Origin of the sequence: Sphingomonas sp. (assembly GCF_036387595.1) — a bacterium.
GTDB lineage: Bacteria > Pseudomonadota > Alphaproteobacteria > Sphingomonadales > Sphingomonadaceae > Sphingomonas.
Genome location: NZ_DASVTL010000110.1, coordinates 1 through 25,065, shown reverse-complemented (window position 1 = coordinate 25,065; position 25,065 = coordinate 1). Strand labels below are relative to the sequence as shown.

Here is a 25,065-nt window from a genome sequence, read left to right as displayed (position 1 = left end):
TTCGTCCTGAGGAGGGACTGAGCGCAGGCGAAGGCCCGTCTCGAAGGACAGTGGGTCTCACCTGTCCTTCGAGACGCCGCTTCGACTTCGCTCAGCGGCTCCTCAGGACGAACGGATCGGTATCAAGTCATCGCGCTCTAGGGGGCCGCCAATCGGCCTGCGAACGGAACGCGCGCCCTTCTCGGCGCGTCCCTCCCGCGCCGCGAGGTGAACGACCGCGCTTGGGAATCGCGGCCACGCGACGTTACTGCTCGCGGACTTGCCCGCCTGCGCCTCTTCCCTGTCGTTCCGTGACGCTGGTGCGTCCGCCCGACTGGCGCTCGCTGCGCGGCTGGGGTGGCGCGCTGGTCCGGTCGCCGCGATAGCCCTCGCTGCGCGTGCCGGGGGTGTTGCGGTAATATTCCCCCGCCGATGTACCCCGCTCGCCGCGTCCACCGCGATACCCTTGCGCGCCCGGGGTCACCTGGCCCGGCGTACCGGCGGCATAGCCGTTGCCGTCGCCGCTACGGTCGCCGCCGCGCCGATTGCCTCTCGCACGATCGCTGTCCGGTCGGCCACGGCCCTGCCACTGGTTGCCGCCACCATCGCCGCGCCAGCCGTCGGTGCGCCCATTACGGCGATCGAAGCCATTCCACGAACCCTGGCCGTTCCAGTCGCGGCCGCGGTAGCGCTGCTGCTGGCTCCAATAGCGCTGCTGTGCATTGTTCCAGCGATACGGGCGACGGTTGCTGTCGAACACGTACACGCCGGTGCCGGGATAATAATAATCGCCGTACCAGCCGAAATACGACGGCGCGTAGCCACCGTAGGCGCCATAGCCGCCGCCGTATCCCGCATCGTAATAGGGATCGCCGTAATAGCCGTCGCCGTAGCCGCCGTTATAACCGACCGCCAGGCCGCTATAGCCGTAACCGTCCGTGCAGGCGCCAAGCCCGAGGGCGAGAACGATCGCGGCGCCGAGGCCGCCGATGCGCGTGGGAGTCATAGGGGTCGCTCCGATACTCTGGGCGCAGCGGATACGCGCTGCTGCTCGTCGTAGAACGAGGGCGACCCGTCCCGGTTCCGCGAGCGGGCTTCCTCGACGCGAGCGGGGTGGCACCGGGACGACCGACGGAGTGCTGCGCCGTCAGTCGCCGCAAAACTGCGCATTGTAGCGCGGTTGGCTGGGCTGGCCGGGCTTGCGCGCCTCGTGCGGTGTTTGCCGAACGTGCGCGCGGCGACCTAGTGCTTCACCCCGCGCCAGACGTTCTGATACGCGCCCCAGGCCAGGAAGCAGAAGATCAGAAGGAAGATCACCGCCGCCAGTCCCGCGCCATGACGCGCCTCCAGGTTCGGCTCTGCGGTCCAGGTCAGGAAGGCGGCGACATCACGCGCCATCTGGTCGGGCGTAGCCTTCGTTCCGTCCGTATAGGCCACCTGGCCCTCCGCGCCCAACGGCGGCGGCATCGCGATGTTGAGGTTCGCGAAATACGGATTGTAGTGGAGGCCCTCGGGGGTCTTGGCGTCGCGGAACTTCTTCAGGAGCTCGGCCGGCTGGTTCTGATACCCCGTCAGCAAGGCGTGGACGTAGTTGCTGCCGTCCTCGCGCGCCTTGGTCATCAGCGACAGATCTGGCGGCAGCGCATTGTTGTTGGCGGCGCGTGCGGCGACCTCGTTGGCATATGGCGACGGGAAACGATCCGATGCCACGTTCTTGCGGGTCGCGGCCTCGCCGGTCTCCTCGTTGATGCTCGGCTGCTCGATCACCCACTGGTTGGCGATCGCCTTAACCTCCGCCTCCGAATAGCCGATCTGCTGGAGATCGCGGAACGAGACGTATTTCAGGCTGTGGCAGGCCGCGCAGACCTCCTTGTAGACCTGCAGCCCGCGCTGGAGCTGGCGGCGGTCGAACTTGCCGAAGAAGCCGTTGGAGGCCAGCCCGATGTTCTCGGGATGCTTGCGGAACTCGTGTTCCGCGGTCGGCGGCGCCGGATCGGTGATCGCGGTCGATACCGTGCCGAACAGCGCGATCGCCAGCACGCCGACGAAGGCGAGACCGATCAGATAGGAAATTGCACGAACCATGTCTTTATTCCGTTCCCAGGCTCAGTGCGCCATTGCGGTCTGCGCGGGGCTGGTGCCGCCGTGCTTGGCCAGGACCGCCTCGGTGATCGAATTGGGCAGCGGGCGCGGGCGTTCCGAACGCGCGACCAGCGGCAGGATGATGAGGAAATGCGCGAAATAATAGGCCGAGGCGATCTGCCCCAGGATCACGTTGCGCGCATTGGCCTCCGCGCCGCCGACATAGCCCAGCAGGATCACGTCGAAGAGCAGCACGATCAGGAACAGCCGGTATTTCGGGCGATAGTTCGCCGAGCGCACCGGCGAACTGTCCAGCCAGGGCAGGAAGAACAGCAGCAGGATCGACCCAAACATCGCCAATACGCCCCACAGCTTGGCCGGCAGGATGAAGTCCGCGGTGAAGCTCTTGAGGATCGCGTAGAAGGGCAGGAAATACCATTCGGGCACGATATGCGCCGGCGTCGAGAGCGGGTTCGCCTCGATATAATTGTCCGGGTGACCGAGCAGATTGGGCGAGAAGAAGATCAGAGCCGCGAAGATCAGCATGAACACGCCCACGCCCACCGCGTCCTTGGCGGTGTAATAGGGATGGAACGGCACGGTATCCTGCTCGCCCTTCACGCTGACGCCGGTCGGATTGCCCGAACCCGGAATGTGCAGCGCCCAGATGTGCATGATGATGACGCCCATCGTCACGAACGGCAGCAGATAATGGAGCGAGAAGAAGCGGTTCAGCGCGGCATTGTCGGGCGCGAAGCCGCCGAGCAGCCAGACGCGGATGCTCTCGCCGACCAGCGGGATGGCCGAGAAGAAGCCGGTGATGACCTGCGCCCCCCAGAAGCTCATCTGGCCCCAAGGAAGGACGTAGCCCATGAAGGCGGTCGCCATCATCAGCAGGAAGATTACGACGCCGAGCAGCCACACCATCTCGCGCGGCGCCTTGTACGATCCGTAATAGAGGCCGCGGCCGATGTGGATATAGACGACCGCCAGGAACATCGACGCGCCGTTCGCGTGCGCATAGCGCAGGAACCAGCCCGCATTGACGTCGCGCATGATGCTCTCGACCGACCCGAAGGCGACCTGGCCGTTGGCGGCGAAGTGCATCGCCAGCACGATGCCGGTGACGATCTGCAAGGTCAGCGCCATGCCGGCGAGCACGCCGAAGTTCCAGAAATAGTTGAGGTTGCGCGGCACCGGATAGCCGGCGCCAACCGCATTGTAGACGAGGCGCGGCAACGGCAGCTTTTCGTCGAGCCACCGCATCAGCGGCTGCTTCGGCTCGTAGTGCTTGGCCCAGGGAAAGCTCATCTTGGCTGCCTTTTAACCGACCGTCACGGCGGTGTCGGAGTTGAACGTATATTCCGGAACCGCAAGGTTCGTCGGCGCCGGCCCCTGCCGGATGCGCCCCGCGGTGTCGTAGGCCGAACCGTGGCACGGGCAGAAATAGCCGCCGAACGGCCCCTTGTTCTCGCCCTCGCCCGCGCCCAGCGGCACGCATCCCAGATGCGTGCACACGCCCAGCGTGATGAGCCAATTGGCCTTGCCCGGCTTGGTACGCTCTTCCAGGCTCTGCGGGTCGCGCAGGGTGTTCACCGGCACGGCATTGGCAGCGGCGATCTCGGCCGGCGTCAGGTTGCGCACGAACAGCGGCTGCTTGCGGAAACTGGTCTTCACGGCCTGGCCCGGCGCGATCTTCGACAGGTCGATCTCGGTCGTCGATTGCGCCAGCACGTCGGCGCTGGGGTTCATCTGGTTCACCAGCGGCAGCACGATGACCGCGGCGCCCACACCCGCAAAGGCGACGGTGGCGATGTTGATGAAGTCGCGACGACGGGGATCGTGGTCGTCCTCATGGAACGGCGCGGCCGACTCACCGGGGGGAACCATGTCTGCGTCAGTCGCCATTCACCTGAACCCGTTACCTTTTGGGGAGCCTTGCGGCGAACCCGTCGCGATCCGCCGCGACGACCTGCCATTCGACGCCTTCCGGTCCCGCGAAAGGCTGCGGCCTGATAGACGCGAGGACGCCGCTTTGCCAACAGCATTTTGCCGTCGGGCCGCAACGGGTGCATGAGGCCGCGATGCGCGTCGCCCTGTTCCAACCCGACATCGCCGGCAACGTCGGCACCATCCTGCGCACCGCGGCCTGCTTCGGGGTTGCGGTGGACGTGATCGAACCCGCCGGCTTTCCCTGGAGCAGCCGATCGCTGGCGCGGGCGGGTATGGATTATGCCGCCCAGGTCGAAGTGGCGCGGCACGCCGATTGGGCGGCGTTTCGGCAGGCGACCGCGGGGCGGCTGGTGCTGCTGACCACGACGGGGGCGATCGACCTGCCGGATGCGCGGTTCGAGGAGGACGACGTGCTGGTGCTCGGGTCGGAAGGCGCAGGCGTGCCGGCTTACGTCCACGACACCGCCGACCTGCGCGTGCGCGTGCCGATGCGCGCCGGGTTGCGCTCGCTCAACGTGGCGGCATCGGCGGCGATCGTGATGGCGGAGGCGATGCGGCAGACGGGATGGCAGCTTTGATCCTCTCCCGCACGGCAGGGGCAATCGCATATTGAACGGCTCCATTCGGCCCAGCCTGGCGACGAAGTTCGCGCAGCGAGAAGAAAAGAGTGTTCACGCGGAGGCGCGGAGGGCGCAGAGGTGTTTCGCTTCGGGGCAGCGTCTGGCATCGGCAATGGCGCTCCAAGTCGAGGGCAGCCTTGCTGCGCGTTAGGCTCGACGCGAGCGCGGCGCCTCCGCGCCTCCGCGCCTCCGCGTGAAACACTCTTCTTCGTCATTCTGCTGATTGTCGGCTGGTCATGTGCGGCCCCCCTCCCCGTGCCAGGGAGGATCGTCTAGGGACAATTCCATGTCTCCCCTCGACCCCCAGCAAGCCGCCGCGCGCACTTGGTTCGAATCGCTGCGCGACCGTATCTGCGCCGCGTTCGAGGCGATCGAGCGCGAGGGCGGATCGGATGCGGCGTTCGATTATGTCGCGTGGGACCGCGTCGATCCCTCGGGCGAACCTGGCGGCGGCGGCGTGCGTGGGGTGATGAAGGGGCGTGTGTTCGAGAAGGTTGGGGTCAACGTCTCGACCGTGGGCGGCACGTTCGAGGGCGATTTCGCCCGCTCCATACACGGCGCCGGCGAAGACCCGCGCTTCTTCGCAACCGGGATCAGCCTGGTCGCGCACATGGCCAACCCGCACGTGCCCGCCGTCCACATGAATTGCCGGTTCCTGGTCACCACGAAGCGCTGGTTCGGCGGCGGCGCGGACCTGAACCCGCCGCTGCCCGTCGCCGGCGACACAGACGATTTTCACGCGACGATGCAGGCCGCATGCGATGCTCATGACCCTGCCTACTACCCGCGCTTCCGGAAATGGGCGGACGAGTATTTCTACATCCCCCACCGCAGCGTCCACCGCGGCGTGGGCGGCATCTTCTTCGACCATCTGGAGGGCGGATTCGACACCGACTTCGCCTTCGTGCGCGATGTCGGGGAGGCGTTCCTCGACGTCTATCCGCGGATCGTGCGCGCGCGGATGAACGATGCTTTCGACACCGACGATGTGGCCAAGATGCGCGCGTGGCGCGGGCGCTATGCCGAGTTCAACCTGGTGTACGATCGTGGCACGCTGTTCGGACTGAAAACGGGGGGCAACATCGACGCGATACTGATGAGCCTGCCGCCCGTCGCGACGTGGGACTGACATGGCGGGACTGATCCCCGTGGCCGACGGCGACGTAGCGACGGTGGTGACGTCGCTGGAAATGACGCGCCGGCCGCCGCTCCGGCCCCTGCCCCCCTCGCCGCTGCGGATGATCGCCTGGGAGCGGGCGGCGCCCGAGCGCTACCGCACGCTGTTCCGCCGTGTGGGTGCGCCGTGGCTGTGGTTTTCGCGGCTGGCGCTCGACGATGCGGCGCTGGTGCGGATCGTTCACGATCCGGGCGTCGCGGTGTTCGCGGTGGTGGACCGGGCTGGGGTGGAACTCGGCATGGTGGAACTGGATTTCCGCGGCCCCGGCGCGTGCGCCATCGCCTATTTCGGGCTGGTGCCCGAACTCGCCGGGCGTGGGCACGGTCGGTGGCTCATGGCCGAGACGCTCGCCCGGTGCTGGATCAAGGGCATCGCGCGGGTGCGGGTGAACACGTGCACGCTGGACCACCCGTCCGCGCTGGGATTCTATCGCGCGCAAGGGTTTCAGGCGGTGGCGCGGACGTTGGAGACTTTCCCCGATCCGCGCGCGTCGGGGCTGCTCCCCGCCGACGCAGCGCCGCAAATCCCCTATCTCACCAGCCGCCGGTAGAGCACGACCTCGACCAGCGCGAGCGCGAGCGCGGCGGCCCAGGCGGCTGCCGCCGCCACCGCGTCGATCATCGCCAGCAGCACGGGGTTGGAGAACGCCCCCGCGCGCACCGCCTGCTCGATCGTCACCGCGATCGTGCCGAGCGCCTGACCACCGACCATGATCGCCCCGACCAGCAGCGCGATCTGCAATCCGTGGCCCTGGGTCAGCCGCCAGCTGCGCACCACCGCGGCCACTGCGCCGGTCCGGCGATCGCCGGTGATGATCGGCCCGACCAGGGCGGTGCGCGCCAGCACGTACACCAGCGCGGGAATCGCGACGAGGGGCGCGAGCGGCACCGACAGCGCCAGGAGCAGAGCCGCAGCGCACGGGATCATCACGACCGCACTCGCCAGCAGCAAGCGCGGGAAAAGCAGGAGCGCGCGCGCCAGTGCCCCACCCGCGGTGCGCGGCGGCAGCGCATAGAGCGACACGATCGCCAGCGCGCCGAACTGGCCGATCGCCGCCACCGCGACATACCAGGCGCCATAGCTCGCGATCCACGGCTCCAGCGCCTTGCCCCATGTCTCCACGGTCGCGCCCGGTGCGCTCGCGGGCATCGGCGGGATCAGCAGCAGCACGGCATATTGCGGCAGGAAGATCAGCAGCCCCGACAGCGGCCAGAGGATCGCCCGGTCTGCTCGCCACAATGCGCGCGCGTGGCGCAGGGATGCCGCAAGATCGAGCGTCATGCGAAGACCGCGGCCACCCCGCGCTGGGTCAGCGCGACGTAAAGCTGGGCTGTGAAGGCAGTGGAGATCACCGAGAAGATCGTCGTCACCACCCCAGCGACCGCTGCGGCCAGGAAGGCGACCGTCGCAATGCTGTCGAGCAGCAGGCCGAAGACGGCGCCGGTGATGAACTGCGCCGCGCTGACCGCGATCAGGACGACGATGACGTAGAGCAGGATCACGCCGACGATCCGCCAGGTGAGCCCGCGCGTGAGCTGCCACGATCGCCGGAAAGCGCGGAGGCCGACGCGCTCGTTCAACACCACCGCACTGGTCAGCACGAGCCGCGCCAGGACGAAGATCGACGCGCCCAGCAGAACCACCAGATAGGCCAGGACGAACGCCACCGTTCCCCCGCCCAGGTCGGGCAGCGCGCCCGTCATCGACATCGCGGAAAGGTCCAGACCCGACAAGCCGACCGCGACGACCGGTGGCACGAACAGCGCCACCGCGACCAGCACCGCGACGATGGTAACGGCCAGCGCGGCGGGGAAGCGCGCGGTCGCCTGCGCGAACGCTTGCGATCGCGTCGTCGCCGGACCGGTCGCGACCGCGATCAGGGCAAGCTGCCCCCAGATCGCCACCAGCATCGCGACGATCGCCAGAATGCCGCCGAGCGCCAGGAAGCCGGTCGAGCCGGGCGTCGCCAAGACCGGAACCGCGTCACGCACCACCCCCGGCAGGAACAGCGCCAGCGCGGCGATACTCGCCAGCACCCCGGCACGACCGCGCACGACGTCCATCGCGCGATCCCAGATATTGCTCATCGTAACCATGGCCACCCCTCCGTGAACCGGCACCTAGCCCAGCCGCCCCCGCCTTGCCAGCACGACCGCGTTGCGCGAAACCCAGGCGCGTGACGATCCCGATCGAAATCGAATGGCGCTGCCAGGCCACGCTGGTGGACTATCCGGATGCGCTCGCCGCGATGGAAGCCCGCGCGGCGGCGGTGCTGAGCGGCGACGCGCGCGAGTTGATCTGGCTGCTGGAGCATCCGCCGCTCTACACCGCGGGCACCAGCGCCGTGCCCGCCGAACTGGTCGATGCGCGCTTTCCGGTCTTCGCCAGCGGGCGCGGCGGGCGTTATACCTATCACGGGCCGGGCCAGCGCGTGGGCTATCTGGTGCTCGATCTGGCGCGCCGCGGCAAGGACGTGCGCGCCTATGTCCACGCGCTCGAAGGCTGGGTGATCGCGGCTCTGGCCCAGCTCGGCATATCGGCATTTCGCGCCGAGGGCCGGGTCGGCATTTGGACGATGGACGCGGGCGCGGAGGCCAAGATCGGCGCGATCGGGGTGCGGGTGCGGCGCTGGGTGACGCTGCACGGCTTTGCCGTCAACGTCGCGCCCGATCTGACCCATTTCAGCGGCATCGTGCCCTGCGGCCTGCCCGATTTTGCGGTCACCAGCATCGCACGGCTGACCGGCGAGGGCGATCTTGCCGCGCTGGATGCGGCGTTGGCGGCCACCGCGCCGACATTCCTGCAAACTCTTTCTTGGCCTCCGAAAAACGAGGCTTGAGGCGGCACGGCGAGTCGTTTAATGTCCACGTTGATTTGGGGCTTTAAACCGGACCATGAAGGTCCTTTCCAAATCCTCTATCTAGGGAGCTTCCGATGCGTGCACTGATTTCCAAGGTTCTGACCGGTTCGATGATCGCCGGCGCCGCACTGGCCGTTTCGGCTTGCGGTCCCAAGACCGAGACCACGACCGAGAACACGATGGTCACCGACATGAACACCACCGACGGCACCATGACCGACAACATGACCGCCGTTGACGGCGCGTCGAACGACGGCATGATGGCCAACGATGGCATGATGGCTGGCAACGACACCATGATGATGTCGAACACCACGACCACCACGAACGCGATGTAATCGCATCGGAACATCCGACCGGCCATGCCGGCAGGATGTTTCGCGGCTTAGGGTCGCCCGGGCGTTGGGCCGGCAGAGTTCGCTTTGCCGGAACCCGCGACCGGGCGGCCCTTTTTCGTTCCTGGATTCCGGCAGGCTCCCGGCGCGGTCCACCGGCCGCTTCGTCGCATCATGGTTAAAAATGACTTGGGCGCGAGTCGAAAAGCACGTAGAATCACTGGCCTGTGCATGAGGGACGGTCGATGAGGGTTTTGCGTAACACGGTGTGTGGGGCCGCGCTTGTCGGCGCGATGACGGCGGCGGTGCCGGCCGCGGGCCAGTTCTTTCTACAGCCCAAGAACATGGCCGGCGAGCCGGTGAAGGGCGACGAGCCTGGAATAGCGATCCTGCTGCCTGGGGCCACATCCGCGGAGCGGCGCGCGGGACTGGTCTGGACGATGCGCGCCGCGCTCAACGTCGCGGCGCTGCAATGCCAGTTCGAACCGACGTTGCTGACGGTCGGCCATTACAACTCCATTCTGCTCGATCACGGGCCGGAGTTGAAGAACGCCTTCGACACGCTCGCCAGATATTACGTGCGCACGTCCAAGACCAAGGCGATCGGGCAGTCGGCGCTGGATCAATACGGCACGCGCACCTATTCCGCCTTCGCGACCGTCGCGGCACAGCGCAATTTCTGCGAAACCGCGCACATGATCGGGCGCGATGCGGTGTTCACCCCGCGCGGCAAGTTCGGCGAACTGGCCGAAGCGCGGATGCGCGAATTGCGCAACAGCCTGACGCCTTATGGCGAGCAACTGTTCCCCCGCTACATGGCGCTCAGCCCGGCACCGACCCCGATGCCGCGGCTGGAGTCGATTTGCTGGAACAAGAAGGGCCAGTGGGTATCCAAGAAGTGCGGCGCGATGAACTGGCCACCTGCGGGCGTGGGCATGGCAGCGCGCTAGAGTCGTTCGCGACCAAGTTGATAGCCGATAGCCCCTCCCCTTCAGGGGAGGGGTTGGGGTGGGGCAGTGCCGCAAGCGCATTGCTCGCGGATATGCCCCACCCCCAGCCCCTCCCCTGAAGGGGAGGGGAGAGCAAACATGGTCTCGAACGACCCTACCCCCTATTCTCCCGCCGCGCTCACCGTATTCCGAGCATCTTGTGAGTCTGGAGCGTCAGCCGCCACCAGGGGCGCGCCATGACCACGGCCATCGCCGCCTGATGATTGGCCGCGACATTCGCATCGTCGAGCGGCTGGACGAGGCGGTGTGCGAAGTCCCAGCGCTCGATCTCATCGAGATCGGTGCCAGGCTGCGGCCACACCAGCTTCAGTTCGTTGCCGCTGCGCTGGACCACCTCGGCCCCCGCCTTCGGGCTGATGCAGATCCAGTCGATGCCCGGATGAACCGCGAGCGTGCCGTTGCTCTCGATTGCGATGCGAAAATCAGCGGCGTGCAGTGCGTCGACCAGCGCATCATCGACCTGGAGCATCGGCTCGCCCCCGGTCAGCACGACGAAGCGATGGCCAGTTTCGTCGCCCCAATGCGCGATCACCGCCGCGGCCAGCGCGGCCGCATCGGCGAAGCGACCGCCGCCGTCGCCGTCTGTGCCGACGAAATTGGTGTCGCAGAAGCGGCAGATCGCGGTTGCGCGGTCACGCTCGCGGCCCGACCACAAATTGCACCCGGCAAAGCGCACGAACACCGCGCGTGCACCCGCGTTGACCCCCTCGCCCTGGAGCGTCAGGAACATTTCCTTGACCGCATAGGACATCAGGCGGCGTAGCGCGTCGGGTCGGCCACCCCCGCCGCGACGAACCCCTTTGAGCGCAGGCGACAGCTGTCGCACGCACCGCAATGAAGACCTTCGGTCGTAGGATCGTAGCACGACCAGCTAAGTCCCATGTCGAGGCCCAGCCGTGCGCCTTCCAGCACGATCTCGGCCTTCGTCATCATCTGCAACGGGGCGTGGATGCGGAATGCCTGGCCCTCTACCCCCGCCTTGGTCGCGAGTTCGGCCAGCGTCTCGAAACCAGCGACGAATTCGGGGCGGCAATCGGGATAGCCCGAATAATCGAGGGCGTTGACCCCGATGCACAGGTCGCGCGCGCCCGCGGCCTCGGCCCAGCCCAGCGCCAGGCTGAGGAAGATGGTGTTGCGCGCCGGGACGTAGGTGACCGGGATACCCTCCCCCACCCCGCTTTTGGGCACCGCGATGTCCGCGGTCAGCGCCGATCCGCCGAAGAGGGAAAGGTCGATCGGCAGGACGACGTGGCGTTCGGCGCCGAGCACGTGCGCGACCCGGCGGGCGGCGGCCAGTTCGACCTGGTGGCGCTGGTTGTAGTTGATCGAAAGCGCGAGCAGCCGATAGCCCGCCGCGCGCGTCAGGGCGGCGGCGACCATCGAATCGAGGCCGCCCGAAACGAGCGCCACGACGAGCGGTTGCGGATTGTCCATGATCGTGCGCCCGCTAGGCCAGACGGCGCCCGATGGCAACGGCGGCAAAGGTCGCCGCGCAAAAAGAAGGGCCGCCCGAAGACGGCCCAGTATGAGCGTTGCCGCCCATCAAAGGGAGAAACCGTGCAGAGGAGGGCACGTCCATCCCCTGTAGATCACGGTGGTTGATATATGGTTAAGCCGCCGCTTCCGTTCTACAACATCCATCACACACGGCCCGCAAAGCGGCGACGTGTAAGGAATAGACGCATCTGATTTTCAGGCGGGGATCGGAAACTTCGTGGCGCAAAATGCGCAGTCGACTTCGATGATACCATCGTCGCCCGCCATCGATTGCCGCTCCTCCGCCGAGAACTTGCCCAGGACCGATGCGATATGATCGGGGGTGCAGCGGCAGCCGCGTGCCAGCACGGTGCGGGCGAGGACGCGGACGTCCTCCTCTTCGTTGAACAGCCGCCACACCAACGTCTCCAGCGGCAGCGCGGCGTCGGCGAGTTCGTCCACCCCCATGGTCGATCCCAAAGCCTGGACATGATCCCATTCGGGATGGTCGAGCCGCGTATGCAACCGCTCGCGCCCGTCCTCGCCCTCGGGCAGATGCTGGAGGAACAGCCCGCCCGCGACGTGCCTGCCGTCATAGTCGCGGCGGATGCCGATGCGGACCAATGTCGGTATCTGTTCGGACTGGACGAAATAGCTCTCGACCGCCTGCGCCAGCGTCTCGCCGTCGAGCGGCACGATCCCCTGGTAACGCTCGCGCGTCGTTTCCAGATCGAAGGTGATCGCGAGATAGCCCTGGCCGAACAGCGCGAACAAAGCCGGCTTTTCGGGCGCCAGTGCGAGCTTGTCCGCGTCATACTGGATGTAACCGCGCAATTCGCCGCCGCGATAGTCGCAGACGAGCAACTGGACGACACCGTTCTCGGTCCGCGTCTGCATGGTCAGCTGCCCCGCGGCGTCCTTCAGCGTCGATCCGACCAGCGCCACCAACGTCAGCGCCTCGGCGAGCAACGCCTCGATCGCGGGGGGATAGGCATGGGCGGCGAGCACGGTGTCGAGCGTCGGCCCGAGCCGCACGATCCGCCCGCGGGCGCTGCGCGATGGGATGGCGAAGCCCAGCGCCTGGTCGATCTCTATCGTCTGCAAAGTCATCGCGCCGGATATGGGGCGGGCTGCTTCCGGGTCAACCGACGATCACCCTCACCCTTCCGCGCCTGCGGCGCTCCCTCCCTCTCCCGCCGGGAGAGGGAAGGGGCCCGCTCGGCGCAGCCGAGTGGGAAGGGTGAGGGTGAGGGTGAGGGAAACTAACCGATCTGCCCGAAGCACCAGCGCAGCACCGATTTCTGCGCGTGCAGGCGGTTCTCCGCTTCCGCCCAGATCAGCGATTGGGGGCCGTCGATCACCTCCGCAGTCACCTCTTCGCCGCGGTGCGCGGGCAGGCAGTGGAGGAACTTCGCATCGGGCTTGGCGAGCGCCATCAGCGCTGGCGTGACCTGATAGGGGGTGAGCGCCGCCAGCTTGGTCTCGGCATGCGCCTGGCCCATCGAAATCCAGGTATCGGTGACGACGATATCGGCCGCCTCCACGGCTTCGTGCGGCGACGCGACGACACGCGCGCGGCCGGAGGCGCGGACGATCGCCTCTTCCTCGGGCGCGAACCCCTGCGGACAGGCGGCGACGACATCGAAATGCATCAGCGACGCGGCCTCGACGATCGAGGCAAGGACGTTGTTGCCGTCACCCAACCACGCGACCTTGAGACCGGGCAGCGCCTTGCCCGCCTCGATGATGGTCAGCAGGTCGGCCATGATCTGGCACGGGTGCGACGCATCGGTCAGGCCGTTGATTACGGGCACGCTGGCGTAATGCGCCATCTCCTCCACCTTCGCATGATCGTCGGTGCGGATCATGATCGCATCGACATAGCTTGAGAGAATGCGCGCGGTGTCGGCGACGCTCTCCCCGCGGCCGAGCTGCATCTGGCTGGAGTCCGAGATGATCGCCTGTCCACCCAACTGGCGGATGGCCGCGTCGAAGCTGAAGCGCGTGCGGGTGGAGTTCTTCTCGAACACCATCGCCAGCACATGCCCGGCAAGCGGCGCATCCGCGTCGGGCTTCCCCTTGGGCCAGCCGCTACGCGCCGCCTTTCGATCGAGCGCGTCGGCCAGCATCGCGGCGATGCCATCGGCACCTGCATCGGAGAGGTTCAGGAAATGGCGCATTCTTAATCCTCCCCGGCACGGGGAGGGGGACCGCCGCTCGAAGAGCGGTGGTGGAGGGGGCCCACCACCAGCGCACCGCCCGAGGAAAACCCCCTCCACCATGCTTCGCATGGTCCCCCTCCCCGCGAGCGGGGAGGATCGTTATTCAATCATCGCTCGCCGGCACATACACCCGCGCCGCCTCGCTCAATTTCTCGACGCATTCGGCGATATGCGTCTCGTCGATCACCAGCGGCGGCAGGATGCGGACGACGTTCTCGCCCGCCGAGACGGTCAGCAGCCCGTGATGGTCGCGGCAATGCTCGACGAAGCGGCGGCTGTCGCTCTTGAGCTTCAGGCCGAGCATCAGCCCGTGCCCGCGCACCGAGTCGAACAGATGGTCGTGATTGGGGATCATCTGTTCCAGCGACGACCGCAACCGCGCGCCCATCGCCTCGACGTGCGCAAGGAAGCCCTCGGCCAGGATCACGTCGAGCACCGCCTCGGCCGCCGCCATCGCCAGCGGATTGCCGCCATAGGTCGATCCGTGGGTGCCGAAGACCATGCCCTTGGCCGCCTCCTCGGTGGCCAGGCACGCGCCGAGCGGGAAGCCGCCGCCGATCCCCTTGGCCACCGCCATGATGTCGGGCACGATGCCGTAGAGTTCGTGCGCGAAGAATTTGCCGGTGCGCCCATAGCCGCATTGCACCTCGTCGAGCACCAGCAGCAGGCCGTGTTCGTCGCACGCGGCCCGCAAACCCTTCAGGAACGCCTCGGACGCGACGCGGATGCCGCCCTCGCCCTGGATCGGCTCGACCAGGAAGCCCGCGACACTGTCGTCGATCATCGCGAGCGCGCCGTCGAGGTCGCCGAACTGCGCGTATTTGAACCCCGGCAGCAGCGGCTCGAACCCGTCGCGCATCTTGGGCTGGTTGGTCGCCGATATCGTGCCGAGCGTCCGCCCGTGGAACGCGGTGTCGAAGGTGATGAGCGTGTTGCGCTCAGGGTTGCCGTTGGCGAAATGATAGCGGCGCGCGGTCTTGATCGCGCATTCCACCGCCTCGGCGCCCGAATTGGTGAAGAACACCGTGTCGGCGAAGGTGGCATCGACCAGCCGCTGCGCCAGATGTTCGCCCTGCGGACTGCCGTAGAGATTGGAGACGTGCATCAGCGTCGCCGCCTGATCCGCGATCGCCTTCGTCAGCGCCGGATGCGCATGGCCGAGCGCGTTGACCGCGATGCCGCTGGCGAAGTCGAGATACTTCGCACCATCCTCGCCATAAAGATACACGCCCTCTCCTCGCACCGGACGCACCCCGCACCGTGGGTAGACGGGCATGAGCGCAGGGGTGGGCACGGGCGGACTCCTCAAACGGAAAAGGGCGACCCGTATGGTCGCCCCTGCTCTCGCTACAGGGGCGGAGGGGGTGGGGTCAACACAGATGGCGCACCCCGAAATCTGGCAAGGTTCAGCTTATCGTCGATATGCTGCGCCAAGCTCGCACCCGCCGGCCCCATATCTCGAAAAAACGAAGAAGCATCCCGGAGCGCGGTTCTAATTTCTCGACGACGCCTTCGGATCGTAACCAGTTCATCAATGGCCAGTTTTTGCGCCCACAGCCCCGTTATCGCCCCATTATGGAGGATCTGAATAAGCTCCTCAATCCGCTTCCATTCCAGCCTCCTGTTTCCCTGTGCTCTGACGAAAACTGCCCAGACGCCTGAAGCAGTCGCGACAATTATACTCACTAGAACCGTTAACAACGCCGCCCAGTGGACAGCATCTTCCCACTTAAACTTCACCGGATTCTGCGCCCATGAGAAATGCCCGCAACCTCACGCGTCGATCGCCTCGTCCTCCACCCGCGCGGCATTCTCCTGGATGAAGGCGAAGCGGTGGGCGGGGTTGTTGCCCATCAGGCGGTCGACCAAGTCCTTCACCCCTGCCCGCTCCTCATATTCCTGCGGCAAGGTGATGCGGATCATGTTGCGCTTGGTCGGGTCCATCGTCGTCTCGCGCAGCTGCTGCGGGTTCATTTCGCCCAGCCCCTTGAAGCGCGCGACGTCGACCTTCTTTCCCCGAAACACGCCGTTCTCGATTTTGGCGCGCTCGGCCTCGTCCATCGCGTAGAGCGATTTGGCGCCTGCGGTCAGCCGGTAGAGCGGCGGCTGTGCGAGATGCAGGTGGCCGCGGCGGACCAGTTCGGGCATCTCCTGGAAGAAGAACGTCATCAGCAGCGTCGCGATATGCGCGCCGTCGACGTCTGCGTCGGTCATGATGACCACGCGTTCGTAGCGCAGCAGATCGGGGTTGCAGTCCTTGCGGGTGCCGCACCCCAATGCCAGCGTCAGATCGGCGATCTCCTGGTTGGCGAAGATCTTGGCCGCGGTCGCGCTGGCGACGTTCAATATCTTGCCGCGGATCGGCAGGATCGCCTGCGTCTTGCGATCACGCGCCTGCTTGGCCGATCCGCCCGCCGAATCGCCCTCGACGATGAACAATTCGGTCCCCTTGGGATCGTCGGCCGAGCAATCGGTCAGTTTGCCGGGCAGGCGCAGCTTGCGCGCGCTGGTCGCGGTCTTGCGCTTGACCTCGCGCTCCTGCTTGCGGCGCAGGCGGTCGTCCATCCGTTCCAGCACATAGCCGAGCAGCGCCTTGCCGCGCTCCATGTTATGACCGAGGAAATGATCGAAATGGTCGCGCACCGCGCGCTCGACCATCCCCGCCGCCTCGGGGCTGGTCAGCCGGTCCTTGGTCTGGCTCTGGAATTGCGGCTCGCGGATGAAGACGCTCAGCATCAGCTCGGCGCCCACCATCACGTCGTCGGCGGTCAAGTCCTTGGCGCGCTTGTCCTTCACCAGATCGGCAAAGGCGCGCAAGGACCGGACCAGCGCCTGGCGCAGCCCCTGTTCGTGGGTGCCGCCGTCGGGGGTCGGGATGGTGTTGCAATACCAGCTGTAGCTGCCGTCGCTCCATAAGGGCCAGGCGATCGCCCATTCGACGCGGCCCATCGTCTCGCCGGGAAAATCCTGCGAGCCCGAGAAGAAGTCGCTCGTCGCGCATTCGCGCCCCGCGATCTGTTCGCGCAAATGGTCGCCGAGGCCGCCGGGAAACTGGAACACCGCATCGGCGGGCGTGTCGTCGGCGATCAGTTCGGGTGCGCATTTCCAGCGGATCTCGACGCCGGCGAAGAGATACGCCTTGGACCGCGCGAGGCGATGGAGCCGGGCGGGCTTGAACAGCAGTTCCGGCCCGAAGATCTCGGCATCAGGAATGAACGCGACCGAGGTGCCGCGGCGGTTGGGGGTGTGGCCGAGTTCCTCCAGCGCCCCCATCGTCACCCCGCGCGCGAAACGCTGGCGGTACAGCTTGCGGTCGCGCGCCACCTCGACGACGGTGTCGGAGGACAGCGCATTGACCACCGATATGCCGACGCCGTGCAGGCCGCCGCTGGTGGCATAGGCTTTGCCCGCGAACTTGCCCCCCGAATGGAGCGTCGAGAGGATGACCTCCAGCGCCGACTTGTCGGGGAATTTGGGGTGCGGATCGACCGGGATACCGCGGCCGTTGTCGACCACGGTCAGGCGGTTGCCCGGCTCCAGCGACACCTCGATCCGCGTCGCATGCCCCGCTACCGCTTCGTCCATCGCATTGTCGATCACCTCGGCCGCCAGATGGTGGAGCGCGCGTTCGTCGGTGCCGCCGACGTACATGCCGGGACGGCGGCGGACGGGTTCCAGCCCCTCCAGCACCTCGATCGAGGAGGCATCATATGCGGAGGAGGACGGCGGGGGCGCCGCCGCGAATAGGTCATCGGCCATCGAACGCTGCTATACGCCGCCCCGCGGCGCCACGCAAAGTGTGTTGCCTATCGGCCACACGCCGGACGGTTTTGTCAACGACCCGGATATAATCGGAGGAAACACCGTTTCGTTCGCGAGTGCAACATTTCTGGAGTTACCATGCGCAAGATCATCACCCTCGGCCTGGCCGGCGCCTTCGCCCTGACGGCCGCCCCGGCCTTCGCGCAGGACATGGCCGAGGACGCGCCGTTCAGCGGCGTCTATGTCGGCGGTGCCGGCGGCTATGACGTGCAGCCGAACGACATCGGATCGTCGATCCTGTTCGATCGCAACCTTGACGGGCGCTTCAACGACAGCGTGCTGACCGGCACCGGCGCGAACGCTTTCGGCACGCCGAACGGCGGCTTCTGCAACGGTCGCGCAACGGGTCGCACGTCGCTGACCAACACCGCCCAGGGTCCGGGCACGTGCCGTAACGACGACAACGGCTATTCCTATTACGTCCGGGCCGGTGCCGATCATCAGACCGGCAACATCGTCGTCGGCTTCGTTGGCGAATTCGGCAAGTCGGAGATCACCGACAGCGTCACCGCCTTCTCCACGACCCCGGCAGCCTATGTCATGACGCGCAGCATCGACTGGGAGGCTTCGGTCCGTGGCCGCGTCGGCTTCGCGGCGAACACCACCTTGTTCTATGGTACGTTCGGGCCGGGCTATGCCAAGATCGACCGTTCGTTCTTCTCGACCCAGTCGGTGAACACCTTCACGGGCAGCGGCAAGAAGCGCCAGTTCGGCATCACCGGCGGCGGCGGCGTCGAGCAGAAGATCGGCAAGAACTTCTCGGTCGGCCTGGAATATATGTACCACCAGTATCAGGACGACGATTACCGCGTCCGGGTGACCGGCGCCGCGGGCACCCCGTTCACGAACGCTGCCAACGGCGGCACCGCGAGCGGCACCGACTTCCGGCGCAGCGACGACCAGTTCCGCTGGCATTCGGTCCGCGCGACGGCCGCGTTCCGCTTCTGATCCGATCGGGTTCCACGCCGTTGCGTGAAACCCGCAGGAACCGACGAAATCGACGGGGCGGCCGGATAGGGTCCGCCCCGTTTTCGTCGTTGTTTCTCAGGTATCACCCTTCTTCTTGGACGCCGAGTTCCAAGATGCGATGGGCGGCGCGCTGCACATGATCCGCAATGAGCCGGTAGGCCAGTTCCATGCTGGACCCGCGACGCCACACCAGCGCGACCGAACGGTGCATTTTCCAGCCTGCCACGTCCAGAATCGCCAGGCCCGCGGTGCCGCCCACGTCGGACCTTAGATACAGCTTGGGCAGCATGGTCAGCCCGAGGCCGCTGGCCACCATCTGATGCAGGCTGTCCAGGCTGGTGCCCTCGTAATCGCGGCTGAGCACCATCGCGTGCGCCGTCGCGAAATCCTTCGCCTGGCGATGCAGATGGTGACGCGTATCCAGCGACAGCAATGTCCGACCGGCAAGCGCTACAGGATCGACGGCGTTGGCGGCGAGTTCGCTGTCGACGGCACCGACCAGATGCAGCGGTTCGCGAAACAACGGCTCTATGACCAGATCGTCGCCGGCGATCGGCAACGGCCCGAGCAGCAGGTCGAGATCGCCGCGCGAAAGGGCCAGCGCCTGATCGTCGGGAATACCCTCGCGCACATACAGCTTCAGCCCCGGTGCGGCGCGGTGCAGTTCGGCAATGATGGGCGAGAGGACATACGGGCCGAGCGTCGGCGTCGTCCCGAGCCGCAAGGTGCCCGTCAGCCCGTTGGCGGCACTCTTTGCCAGCGCCTCGATGTCGCGCACCTCTCCCAATACGCCGCGAGCTTTGGCCACGATGCTGCGGCCGGCGGGCGTCAGGACGGCGCCAGTCGTCGAGCGTTCGAGCAGCTTGACGCCCAGACGATCCTCCAAGGCTTTCACCTGCTGGCTGAGGGTGGGCTGGGATACGTGGGCCAGCCGCGCGGCCTGGGCAAACGACCCCGTGTCGGCAAGCGTGACCAGATATTCGAACTGCCGGAGCGTAGGCATGGCTGCTTATAGCCACAGCCTATAGCGTCCCGGCAATGGTTGCGATTTGCCGCCACCACGATTGGATCGTAAAATCGCGCTTCGTCGGCCGTGATGGTCACAGTGGCAGGGTGGTGGATGGCGGAAACCAATCGGGTGAGCGTGCGCGACGCGGTGCATTGGCTGGCCGAGATCATCGGGCCGGACGCCGCCTATCTGCGGCTGGCCGCGGTCTATGGCGTCGCCATCAGCCTTCTGTCGCTGGCAACGCCCATCTCCGTCCAGCTGCTCATCAACAGCGTGGCGCATACCGCGCTGCCTGCGCCGTTATGGACGCTGTCGGGCGTGTTGTTCGGGCTGCTGCTGCTGGTCGCCATTCTCAGCGCGTTTCGAGTCCACCTCATGGCGCTGTTCGAGCGCCGGGTGTTCGCGCGCGTGGTCGCCGAGATCACCATCCGCGCGGTCCATGCGCGCGATCCGTTCTTCGGCGATGCGCGGCGCGCCGATCTGTTCAACCGCTATTTCGACCTCGTCGTCATCCAGAAGGCGGTGCCCAGCCTGCTGATCGGCGGGTTCACGATCGTGCTGCAGTCGGTCGTCGGGCTGACGATCACCAGCTTCTACCATCCGTTCTTCCTCGCCTTCAACGTCGTCCTGCTGCTCGCGCTGATGGTCGTCTGGCTGGTCTGGTCGCGCGGGTCGCTGACCGCCGCGGTGGCGCTGTCCCACGCCAAGCACGACACCGCGGGCTGGCTGGAGAGCGTGGGCGGGTCCAACGGCTTCTACAAATCGAGCCGGCATCTCGGCTTCGCGATGGATCGGTCGGAGGCGGTCACCGCGACCTATGTCGACCGGCATCGCCGCTATTTCCGCTACAGCTTCGCCCAGACGCTCGCCTGCTTCCTGCTCTATGCGCTCGCGTCCGCCGCGCTGCTGGCGCTGGGCGGCAACCTGATCCTTGCCGGCGAACTGTCGATCGGCCAGCTGGTCGCAGCCGAACTGATTCTCTCTGGCGTCTTCTACGGCGTCAGCCAATTGGGCTGGTATCTCGACACCTTCTACGATCTGGTCGCCTCGTCCGAGGAGATGTCGCTGCTGTTCGCGATCCCTCAGGAGCGCGCGCAGGCAACGCGAGCCGAAGGACCGCGCGACGGTTCCGTCGCACTGCGCGACGTGCGGATCGACGACGCCCGCTTCGACTTCGCGCTGAAATCGGGCGAGCGACTGGTCACCGTTGCCGATGCGGGCGTCGATCGCCTCCTGGCGATGATGCTCAAACGGCACGTCACACCCGCGCACGGGCTGGTGACGGTGGGCGGGTCCGATCTGGGCGGACTCGACATGTATCTGCTCCGCTCCGAGATCATCGTGCTCGATCGGCCGACGATCGTGGAGGTTACGATCCGCGAATATCTGTCGCTTGCCGCACCGGATGCGACCGCGGCGGCCATGCTCGACGCGCTCGACGCGGTGGGACTGGGCCGACGCGTCACCATGCTTGCCGAGGGGCTGGACACGCCGCTCGCGTCATCGGGCTGGCCGCTGACCGTGGGGGAAGTGATGGAATTGAAGCTCGCCAACGCGCTGCTCGCGCGTCCCAAGGTGCTGGTTCTGTCCCCCCTGTTTGACGTGATGCCGCCCAACCGGCTGGCCGACGTGCTTGCCCGCCTGCAACCGGCGGGGACGACCGTGCTGCTCGGCACGGGCCGGCCGGGCGCCATCGCGCTGGACGGCTGGCTATGGCTCGGCCGGGAGGGTCAGCGCCGCTTCGCCTCGCACGTGGACCTGGATACGTTCCTCGCAGAACGGGAGGCCGCCGGTGCCGTATCGGCCTGAACATCTGCCGCATTTCCCGACGCTGGCGGCGATGCGGCCACCACGCGTCACGGTCGCGCTGGCGTGGATGATCGCGATCGGCATCGCGCTATCGGCCGCCATCATGGCCTATGTGCCCTGGGTGCAGACCGCGATCGGCGACGGGCAGGTCGTGGCGCTGGACCCCGGTGATCGCGCGCAGGAAGTATCGGCCCTGGTCGCCGGCCGGATCGAGCGCTGGTATGTCCATGACGGCCAGCATGTGGACCGCGGGCAGCCGATCGCCCGCGTGGTCGATGTCGACCCGAACCTTCTGTCCCGCCTCGCCGCCGAGCGCGCCCAGGTCCAGGCCGAGATCGCCGCCGTGCGCCAGGGACAGTCCGTCGCCAGCATCGACGTCGGCCGCGCGCGCCAGCTGCTGACCGAGGGGCTGGTCGCCCGCCGCGACCTGGAGCAGGCGCAGATCAAGGTCGCCGATGCCGGCGCCAAGCTGGCCGAGTCGCGCGCCAAGCTCAACCGCATCGACGTGGCACTCAATCGCCAGTCTGCGCAGCTCGTCCGCGCGCCGCGCGACGGGCGCATCCAGAACATCAATGCCGCGGCCGGCGGAGCATTGGTGTCCCCCGGCACCGTGCTGGCGGTGGTGGCGCCGGAGCGAGTCGAGCGCGCCGTCGAGCTTTACGTCGACGGCCGCGACGTGGCGCTGGTCAGGATCGGCCAGCCGGTGCGGCTGGAGTTCGAGGGCTGGCCCGCTATCCAGTTCAGCGGCTGGCCGTCGGTTGCGCAAGGGTTGTTCGACGGTCGTGTCCGCGGGCTCGATCCGACGGCCAGCCCGACCGGGCTGTTCCGCGTGCTGGTGGAACCCATGCCCGGCAAGCCCGCCTGGCCCGACCGCCGCTTCACCCGGCTTGGGGCGAAGGTGCGCGGTTGGGTCCAGATGGAGACCGTCTCGGTCGGCTACGAACTGTGGCGACAGTTGAACGACTTCCCGCTGGAATTCGGGCAGGGCCAGGGCGCAGCGAAAGGCGGTGCCGCCAAGAACGAGGACGCGGCCGTGCTGAAAGCGGGCAAGGCGAAGTGATCGCCCGCATCCTGACCGCGCTTCTTCTGCTCTGCCCTGCCCCGCTTGTCGCGCAGGAGGGGCAGCCGCTGACGCTGGACGAAGTGCTGCGCTCGTCCGCTACCCACGCGCCGCAGATCGTGGAGGCGCTCACCCGCGTCCGCCAGGCCGAGGGGCGAGCGCTCAGCGCCGAAGGTGCGTTCGATACGGTGTTCGACGTCGACGCACAGAGCCGCGTCGCCGGCTATTACGACGGCACTTATGCCGAAGGCCGCGCGACACGCCCGCTGACCGGCAACGGCGGGCAGGTGTATGGCGGCTACCGCGTGTCGCGGGGCAATTTCCCCATCTACGAGGACAAGGCCTATACCGACCGGCTCGGCGAGTTGAAGATCGGCGGGCTGTTTGCGTTGCTGCGCGATCGGGCGATCGACGAGCGGCGCGGAAGGACGGCGATTGCCGCGCGCGACATCGACGTGGCCCGGCTCGACCGCGAAATGGTAGCGATCGGTGTCCAGGCGCGGGCGATCGCCGCCTATCAGAATTGGAGTGCGGCCGGACTACGGCTGAAGGCTTACCGATCGCTGCTCGACCTGGCGGAAACGCGCCGCGGCGGCATCGCGCGCCAGGTGCAACTCGGCGCCAGGCCCAGCATCCTGCTGACCGAGACCGATCAGAATATCGTTCGTCGCCGCGCACTGGTCGTCCGCTCCGAACAGGAGTTCGCGACGGCCGCAAACGCGCTGTCCTTCTTCTACCGCGACGAATCGGGTGGTCGCGTGACGCCCGGTGCCGAACGACTCCCAACCGCGCTAGCCGAGTTTCGGCCGGCGCGCGCGCCGGGCGCCATCGACCGGCCCGATCTGAGTTCGATCGACGCCCGGCTTGCGCAATCCGAACTGCGCCTGGCGCTTGCGGAGAACGACCTGAGACCACGGCTCGATCTGCGCGGCGAACTTTCCTACGACCTGGGGCGCAGCGGGGTGGGCGGGGTGTCGCGTGACGGTGAGGAGGCCATCGTCGGCGTGCGCTTTTCCGTGCCGCTCGAGCGTCGTCAGGCCAAGGGCCGCATCGCAGAGGCCCGCGCCGAGATCGACGGCCTGCGAACGCGTCAGCGGCTGATACGCGATCAGATCGCGGTGGAGGTGCAAGGCATCGTCATCGCGGTCGAAGGGGCGGAGAGAACCGCAGTGCTGGCGGCGGAGGAAGCGGACCTCGCCGACCGCATGGCCGCGGCCGAACGGCGCCGGTTCGAGCTGGGCGCGAGCGACTTCTTCCTGCTCAATCTGCGCGAGGAAGCCGCGACCGACGCGCGCGTCCGTCTGCTGGACGCGCGCGCGCGGGCGGCTCTGGCGGGCGTGGACCTGGCAGGAGCAACCGCCAATCGGCAGGCCCTGGGGCTGGCCGACGGGGCGCTTCCGTGAACATGGTCTTGCCGGCGACGTTCCAGCCATCGCGGACACCCATATCGCCGGATCGAATTTGGCGCGCCCGGCTGGATTCGAACCAGCGGCCACAAGCTTAGAAGGCTCGTGCTCTATCCATCTGAGCTACGGGCGCGCGACGGGCGTGATTAGCGTGGATTGCGGGCCACGTGAACTGCGATCATGATGATGCGCATGAGGCAGGCAAAAGAGCGCGCGGTCGAGGCCGGGCAGGTCGCGGCGGTGCGGTTTCGCTATTTCGATTTCCTGATGGCCGCGTTCGTCACCGTGCTGCTGCTGTCCAACGTGCTCGGTGCGGGCAAGCGCGCGGTGGTCGATCTGCCCCTGGTCGGGCTCTGGCCGTTCGGCGCGGGCATTCTGTTCTTCCCCGTTTCCTATGTCCTCGGCGACGTGCTGACCGAGGTGTACGGCTATGCGCATGCGCGGCGCTGCATCTGGGCGGGGTTCTGCGCGATGCTGTTCATGGTGGGCATGAGCTGGGTCGTCGTCGCGCTGCCGCCCGATGCGGGATGGAACGGCCAGGCGGCGTATGAACAGGTTTTCGGCCAGGTGCCGCGCATCGTGCTGGCGAGCATCTGCGCCTTCTGGGCGGGCGAATTCGCCAACAGCTTCGTGATGGCGCGGATGAAGCTGTGGACGCAAGGGCGGCATCTGTGGACCCGAACGATCGGCAGCACGATCGTCGGCGAAGGCATCGACAGCGCGATCTTCTATCCGCTCGCCTTCTACGGCGCGCCCGACTGGCCGGTCGGCGCGCTGCTGACCGTCATGGCGACGCAGTTCGTGCTGAAAGTGTCGTGGGAGGTGCTGCTCACCCCGGTTACTTATGCGGTCGTCGGGTTTCTCAAGCGCCGCGAGGGGGTGGACGTGTTCGACCGGGGAACGGACTTCTCGCCGTTCCGGACGCGGGTGTGAAGGCACCAAGGTCGCCCCAGCCCGGTTCGCCGGCGCGGAAGGTCAGTGGAAAGTCACATCCTACAGCCCGTATTGCGCGTGTCGGTTGTGCCTGCATGAGAAAGAGCGGGCGCCGACCGACGCCGGGTCGAGCCATGCTGGCCCATTCGTGCTTTGTAGGACAACGGATCGTGGGTGATGCGCGCGTATAGGCGGCCGTTCGTTAGAGTCGGATGACATCAGGCTGACCCGTATCCGGAGTTGACGAGATATTTTCGGCATTCTGAGGCGGAGAATGTATCGAGGAGTGTGCCGACGCGGCGCCATGTCGCCTCGTGGGATCGCTCGGCTGCCTTTCGCATCA

At 66.8% G+C, this 25,065-nt stretch carries 24 protein-coding genes, 1 tRNA gene and 1 pseudogene; 11 read left to right on the top strand and 15 right to left on the bottom strand.

The window, feature by feature from the left end:
- Positions 1-244 precede the first annotated feature (244 nt).
- The 4 genes from VF643_RS12580 to petA all read right to left on the bottom strand — a co-directional run bounded on the left by VF643_RS12580 (position 245) and on the right by petA (position 3,951).
- A complete protein-coding gene (locus VF643_RS12580) occupies positions 245-985 on the bottom strand; it encodes a hypothetical protein (protein ID WP_331043731.1) in 741 nt (246 codons plus the stop codon).
- 236 nt (positions 986-1,221) lie between these two features.
- On the bottom strand, positions 1,222-2,064 hold the full coding sequence (locus VF643_RS12575; protein ID WP_331043730.1) for a cytochrome c1: 843 nt from the start codon (positions 2,062-2,064) through the stop codon (positions 1,222-1,224).
- Between the two features lie 21 nt (positions 2,065-2,085).
- Positions 2,086-3,372: a cytochrome b gene (locus VF643_RS12570; RefSeq protein WP_331043729.1), complete on the bottom strand. Its 1,287-nt coding sequence runs from the start codon at positions 3,370-3,372 to the stop codon at positions 2,086-2,088.
- A gap of 12 nt (positions 3,373-3,384) precedes the next feature.
- Positions 3,385-3,951 (bottom strand): ubiquinol-cytochrome c reductase iron-sulfur subunit, encoded by a 567-nt coding sequence (gene petA, locus VF643_RS12565; RefSeq protein ID WP_331043734.1) that lies wholly within the window; start codon positions 3,949-3,951, stop codon positions 3,385-3,387.
- A 194-nt stretch (positions 3,952-4,145) separates the two neighbouring features.
- Here petA and VF643_RS12560 point away from each other — a divergent pair, with 194 nt between their 5' ends.
- From VF643_RS12560 to VF643_RS12550, 3 genes are all read left to right on the top strand, one after another.
- Positions 4,146-4,592: a tRNA (cytidine(34)-2'-O)-methyltransferase gene (locus VF643_RS12560; protein ID WP_331043728.1), complete on the top strand. Its 447-nt coding sequence runs from the start codon at positions 4,146-4,148 to the stop codon at positions 4,590-4,592.
- A gap of 328 nt (positions 4,593-4,920) precedes the next feature.
- Positions 4,921-5,763, top strand: coding sequence for an oxygen-dependent coproporphyrinogen oxidase (hemF, locus tag VF643_RS12555; protein WP_331043727.1), 843 nt, complete (start codon positions 4,921-4,923; stop codon positions 5,761-5,763).
- A 1-nt stretch (position 5,764) separates the two neighbouring features.
- On the top strand, positions 5,765-6,361 hold the full coding sequence (locus tag VF643_RS12550) for a GNAT family N-acetyltransferase (protein WP_331043726.1): 597 nt from the start codon (positions 5,765-5,767) through the stop codon (positions 6,359-6,361).
- On the opposite strand, the gene VF643_RS12545 is transcribed toward VF643_RS12550, so the two are convergent.
- Together VF643_RS12545 and VF643_RS12540 are read right to left on the bottom strand one after the other, a co-directional pair.
- A complete protein-coding gene (locus VF643_RS12545) occupies positions 6,340-7,092 on the bottom strand; it encodes a hypothetical protein (protein ID WP_331043725.1) in 753 nt (250 codons plus the stop codon). The two genes, VF643_RS12550 and VF643_RS12545, sit on opposite strands and share 22 nt — an antisense overlap.
- Positions 7,089-7,907, bottom strand: coding sequence for a hypothetical protein (locus VF643_RS12540; protein ID WP_331043724.1), 819 nt, complete (start codon positions 7,905-7,907; stop codon positions 7,089-7,091). Before VF643_RS12540 ends, VF643_RS12545 begins: the two co-directional genes overlap by 4 nt.
- An 80-nt stretch (positions 7,908-7,987) precedes the next feature.
- Between VF643_RS12540 and lipB the strand changes: the two genes are divergently transcribed.
- From lipB to VF643_RS12525, 3 genes are all read left to right on the top strand, one after another.
- Complete coding sequence (gene lipB / locus VF643_RS12535; protein ID WP_331043723.1) at positions 7,988-8,650, top strand: lipoyl(octanoyl) transferase LipB; 663 nt, start codon at positions 7,988-7,990, stop codon at positions 8,648-8,650.
- Positions 8,651-8,745: 95 nt separating this feature from the next.
- Entirely contained in the window at positions 8,746-9,009 is a 264-nt protein-coding gene (locus tag VF643_RS12530; RefSeq protein ID WP_331043722.1) for a hypothetical protein, read from the top strand.
- Positions 9,010-9,251: 242 nt separating this feature from the next.
- Positions 9,252-9,956 (top strand): hypothetical protein, encoded by a 705-nt coding sequence (locus VF643_RS12525; protein ID WP_331043721.1) that lies wholly within the window; start codon positions 9,252-9,254, stop codon positions 9,954-9,956.
- Between the two features lie 178 nt (positions 9,957-10,134).
- Here VF643_RS12525 and queE read toward each other — a convergent pair whose 3' ends face one another.
- The 6 genes from queE to parE form a co-directional block, all read right to left on the bottom strand.
- Positions 10,135-10,767, bottom strand: a complete 633-nt coding sequence (gene queE / locus VF643_RS12520) for a 7-carboxy-7-deazaguanine synthase (protein ID WP_331043720.1) — start codon at positions 10,765-10,767, stop codon at positions 10,135-10,137.
- Positions 10,767-11,450 (bottom strand): 7-cyano-7-deazaguanine synthase QueC, encoded by a 684-nt coding sequence (queC, locus tag VF643_RS12515; protein ID WP_331043719.1) that lies wholly within the window; start codon positions 11,448-11,450, stop codon positions 10,767-10,769. Before queC ends, queE begins: the two co-directional genes overlap by 1 nt.
- Positions 11,451-11,708: 258 nt before the next feature.
- Complete coding sequence (locus VF643_RS12510; protein WP_331043718.1) at positions 11,709-12,602, bottom strand: Hsp33 family molecular chaperone HslO; 894 nt, start codon at positions 12,600-12,602, stop codon at positions 11,709-11,711.
- Positions 12,603-12,754: 152 nt separating this feature from the next.
- A complete protein-coding gene (argF, locus tag VF643_RS12505; protein ID WP_331043717.1) occupies positions 12,755-13,672 on the bottom strand; it encodes an ornithine carbamoyltransferase in 918 nt (305 codons plus the stop codon).
- 145 nt (positions 13,673-13,817) lie between these two features.
- On the bottom strand, positions 13,818-14,990 hold the full coding sequence (locus tag VF643_RS12500; RefSeq protein ID WP_331043733.1) for an aspartate aminotransferase family protein: 1,173 nt from the start codon (positions 14,988-14,990) through the stop codon (positions 13,818-13,820).
- Positions 14,991-15,487: 497 nt separating this feature from the next.
- A complete protein-coding gene (gene parE / locus VF643_RS12495) occupies positions 15,488-17,473 on the bottom strand; it encodes a DNA topoisomerase IV subunit B (RefSeq protein WP_331043716.1) in 1,986 nt (661 codons plus the stop codon).
- Positions 17,474-17,614: 141 nt separating this feature from the next.
- On the opposite strand from parE, the gene VF643_RS12490 reads away from it, so the two are divergent.
- Positions 17,615-18,484, top strand: a complete 870-nt coding sequence (locus VF643_RS12490; protein ID WP_331043715.1) for an outer membrane protein — start codon at positions 17,615-17,617, stop codon at positions 18,482-18,484.
- Positions 18,485-18,587: 103 nt separating this feature from the next.
- On the opposite strand, the gene VF643_RS12485 is transcribed toward VF643_RS12490, so the two are convergent.
- Positions 18,588-19,508 (bottom strand): LysR family transcriptional regulator, encoded by a 921-nt coding sequence (locus VF643_RS12485; protein WP_331043714.1) that lies wholly within the window; start codon positions 19,506-19,508, stop codon positions 18,588-18,590.
- Positions 19,509-19,625: 117 nt separating this feature from the next.
- Here VF643_RS12485 and VF643_RS12480 point away from each other — a divergent pair, with 117 nt between their 5' ends.
- From VF643_RS12480 to VF643_RS12470, 3 genes are read left to right on the top strand one after another with little or no spacing between them, the layout of a single operon-like run.
- Positions 19,626-21,323 (top strand): ABC transporter ATP-binding protein, encoded by a 1,698-nt coding sequence (locus VF643_RS12480; RefSeq protein ID WP_331043713.1) that lies wholly within the window; start codon positions 19,626-19,628, stop codon positions 21,321-21,323.
- A 31-nt stretch (positions 21,324-21,354) separates the two neighbouring features.
- Positions 21,355-22,383 carry an efflux RND transporter periplasmic adaptor subunit gene (locus VF643_RS12475; protein WP_331043732.1) on the top strand — a complete coding sequence of 343 codons (1,029 nt, stop codon included), beginning with the start codon at positions 21,355-21,357 and terminating at the stop codon, positions 22,381-22,383.
- Positions 22,380-23,786: a TolC family protein gene (locus VF643_RS12470; protein WP_331043712.1), complete on the top strand. Its 1,407-nt coding sequence runs from the start codon at positions 22,380-22,382 to the stop codon at positions 23,784-23,786. The genes VF643_RS12475 and VF643_RS12470 overlap by 4 nt, the downstream gene beginning before the upstream one ends.
- A gap of 59 nt (positions 23,787-23,845) precedes the next feature.
- Here the strand turns inward: VF643_RS12470 and VF643_RS12465 are convergent.
- Positions 23,846-23,922, bottom strand: a tRNA-Arg gene (locus VF643_RS12465).
- 59 nt (positions 23,923-23,981) lie between these two features.
- Here VF643_RS12465 and VF643_RS12460 point away from each other — a divergent pair.
- On the top strand, positions 23,982-24,722 hold the full coding sequence (locus VF643_RS12460; RefSeq protein ID WP_331043711.1) for a queuosine precursor transporter: 741 nt from the start codon (positions 23,982-23,984) through the stop codon (positions 24,720-24,722).
- A 218-nt stretch (positions 24,723-24,940) separates the two neighbouring features.
- On the opposite strand, the pseudogene VF643_RS12455 reads toward VF643_RS12460, so the two are convergent.
- Positions 24,941-25,065: pseudogene (locus VF643_RS12455) on the bottom strand (IS630 family transposase); the annotation flags it as partial.

What these genes read in the sequence shown, in the direction of transcription:
- VF643_RS12490 (WP_331043715.1), top strand. Translation starts at nt 17,615, where the DNA reads ATGCGCAAGATCATCACCCTCGGCCTGGCCGGCGCCTTCGCCCTGACG.
- VF643_RS12500 (WP_331043733.1), bottom strand. Translation starts at nt 14,990, where the DNA reads ATGCCCGTCTACCCACGGTGCGGGGTGCGTCCGGTGCGAGGAGAGGGC.
- VF643_RS12480 (WP_331043713.1), top strand. Translation starts at nt 19,626, where the DNA reads ATGGCGGAAACCAATCGGGTGAGCGTGCGCGACGCGGTGCATTGGCTG.
- parE (WP_331043716.1), bottom strand. Translation starts at nt 17,473, where the DNA reads ATGGCCGATGACCTATTCGCGGCGGCGCCCCCGCCGTCCTCCTCCGCA.
- argF (WP_331043717.1), bottom strand. Translation starts at nt 13,672, where the DNA reads ATGCGCCATTTCCTGAACCTCTCCGATGCAGGTGCCGATGGCATCGCC.
- VF643_RS12475 (WP_331043732.1), top strand. Translation starts at nt 21,355, where the DNA reads ATGCGGCCACCACGCGTCACGGTCGCGCTGGCGTGGATGATCGCGATC.
- VF643_RS12560 (WP_331043728.1), top strand. Translation starts at nt 4,146, where the DNA reads ATGCGCGTCGCCCTGTTCCAACCCGACATCGCCGGCAACGTCGGCACC.
- queE (WP_331043720.1), bottom strand. Translation starts at nt 10,767, where the DNA reads ATGTCCTATGCGGTCAAGGAAATGTTCCTGACGCTCCAGGGCGAGGGG.
- VF643_RS12525 (WP_331043721.1), top strand. Translation starts at nt 9,252, where the DNA reads ATGAGGGTTTTGCGTAACACGGTGTGTGGGGCCGCGCTTGTCGGCGCG.
- VF643_RS12580 (WP_331043731.1), bottom strand. Translation starts at nt 985, where the DNA reads ATGACTCCCACGCGCATCGGCGGCCTCGGCGCCGCGATCGTTCTCGCC.
- queC (WP_331043719.1), bottom strand. Translation starts at nt 11,450, where the DNA reads ATGGACAATCCGCAACCGCTCGTCGTGGCGCTCGTTTCGGGCGGCCTC.
- VF643_RS12545 (WP_331043725.1), bottom strand. Translation starts at nt 7,092, where the DNA reads ATGACGCTCGATCTTGCGGCATCCCTGCGCCACGCGCGCGCATTGTGG.
- VF643_RS12530 (WP_331043722.1), top strand. Translation starts at nt 8,746, where the DNA reads ATGCGTGCACTGATTTCCAAGGTTCTGACCGGTTCGATGATCGCCGGC.
- VF643_RS12550 (WP_331043726.1), top strand. Translation starts at nt 5,765, where the DNA reads ATGGCGGGACTGATCCCCGTGGCCGACGGCGACGTAGCGACGGTGGTG.
- VF643_RS12575 (WP_331043730.1), bottom strand. Translation starts at nt 2,064, where the DNA reads ATGGTTCGTGCAATTTCCTATCTGATCGGTCTCGCCTTCGTCGGCGTG.
- hemF (WP_331043727.1), top strand. Translation starts at nt 4,921, where the DNA reads ATGTCTCCCCTCGACCCCCAGCAAGCCGCCGCGCGCACTTGGTTCGAA.
- VF643_RS12460 (WP_331043711.1), top strand. Translation starts at nt 23,982, where the DNA reads ATGAGGCAGGCAAAAGAGCGCGCGGTCGAGGCCGGGCAGGTCGCGGCG.
- VF643_RS12570 (WP_331043729.1), bottom strand. Translation starts at nt 3,372, where the DNA reads ATGAGCTTTCCCTGGGCCAAGCACTACGAGCCGAAGCAGCCGCTGATG.
- petA (WP_331043734.1), bottom strand. Translation starts at nt 3,951, where the DNA reads ATGGTTCCCCCCGGTGAGTCGGCCGCGCCGTTCCATGAGGACGACCAC.
- VF643_RS12540 (WP_331043724.1), bottom strand. Translation starts at nt 7,907, where the DNA reads ATGGTTACGATGAGCAATATCTGGGATCGCGCGATGGACGTCGTGCGC.
- VF643_RS12485 (WP_331043714.1), bottom strand. Translation starts at nt 19,508, where the DNA reads ATGCCTACGCTCCGGCAGTTCGAATATCTGGTCACGCTTGCCGACACG.
- VF643_RS12510 (WP_331043718.1), bottom strand. Translation starts at nt 12,602, where the DNA reads ATGACTTTGCAGACGATAGAGATCGACCAGGCGCTGGGCTTCGCCATC.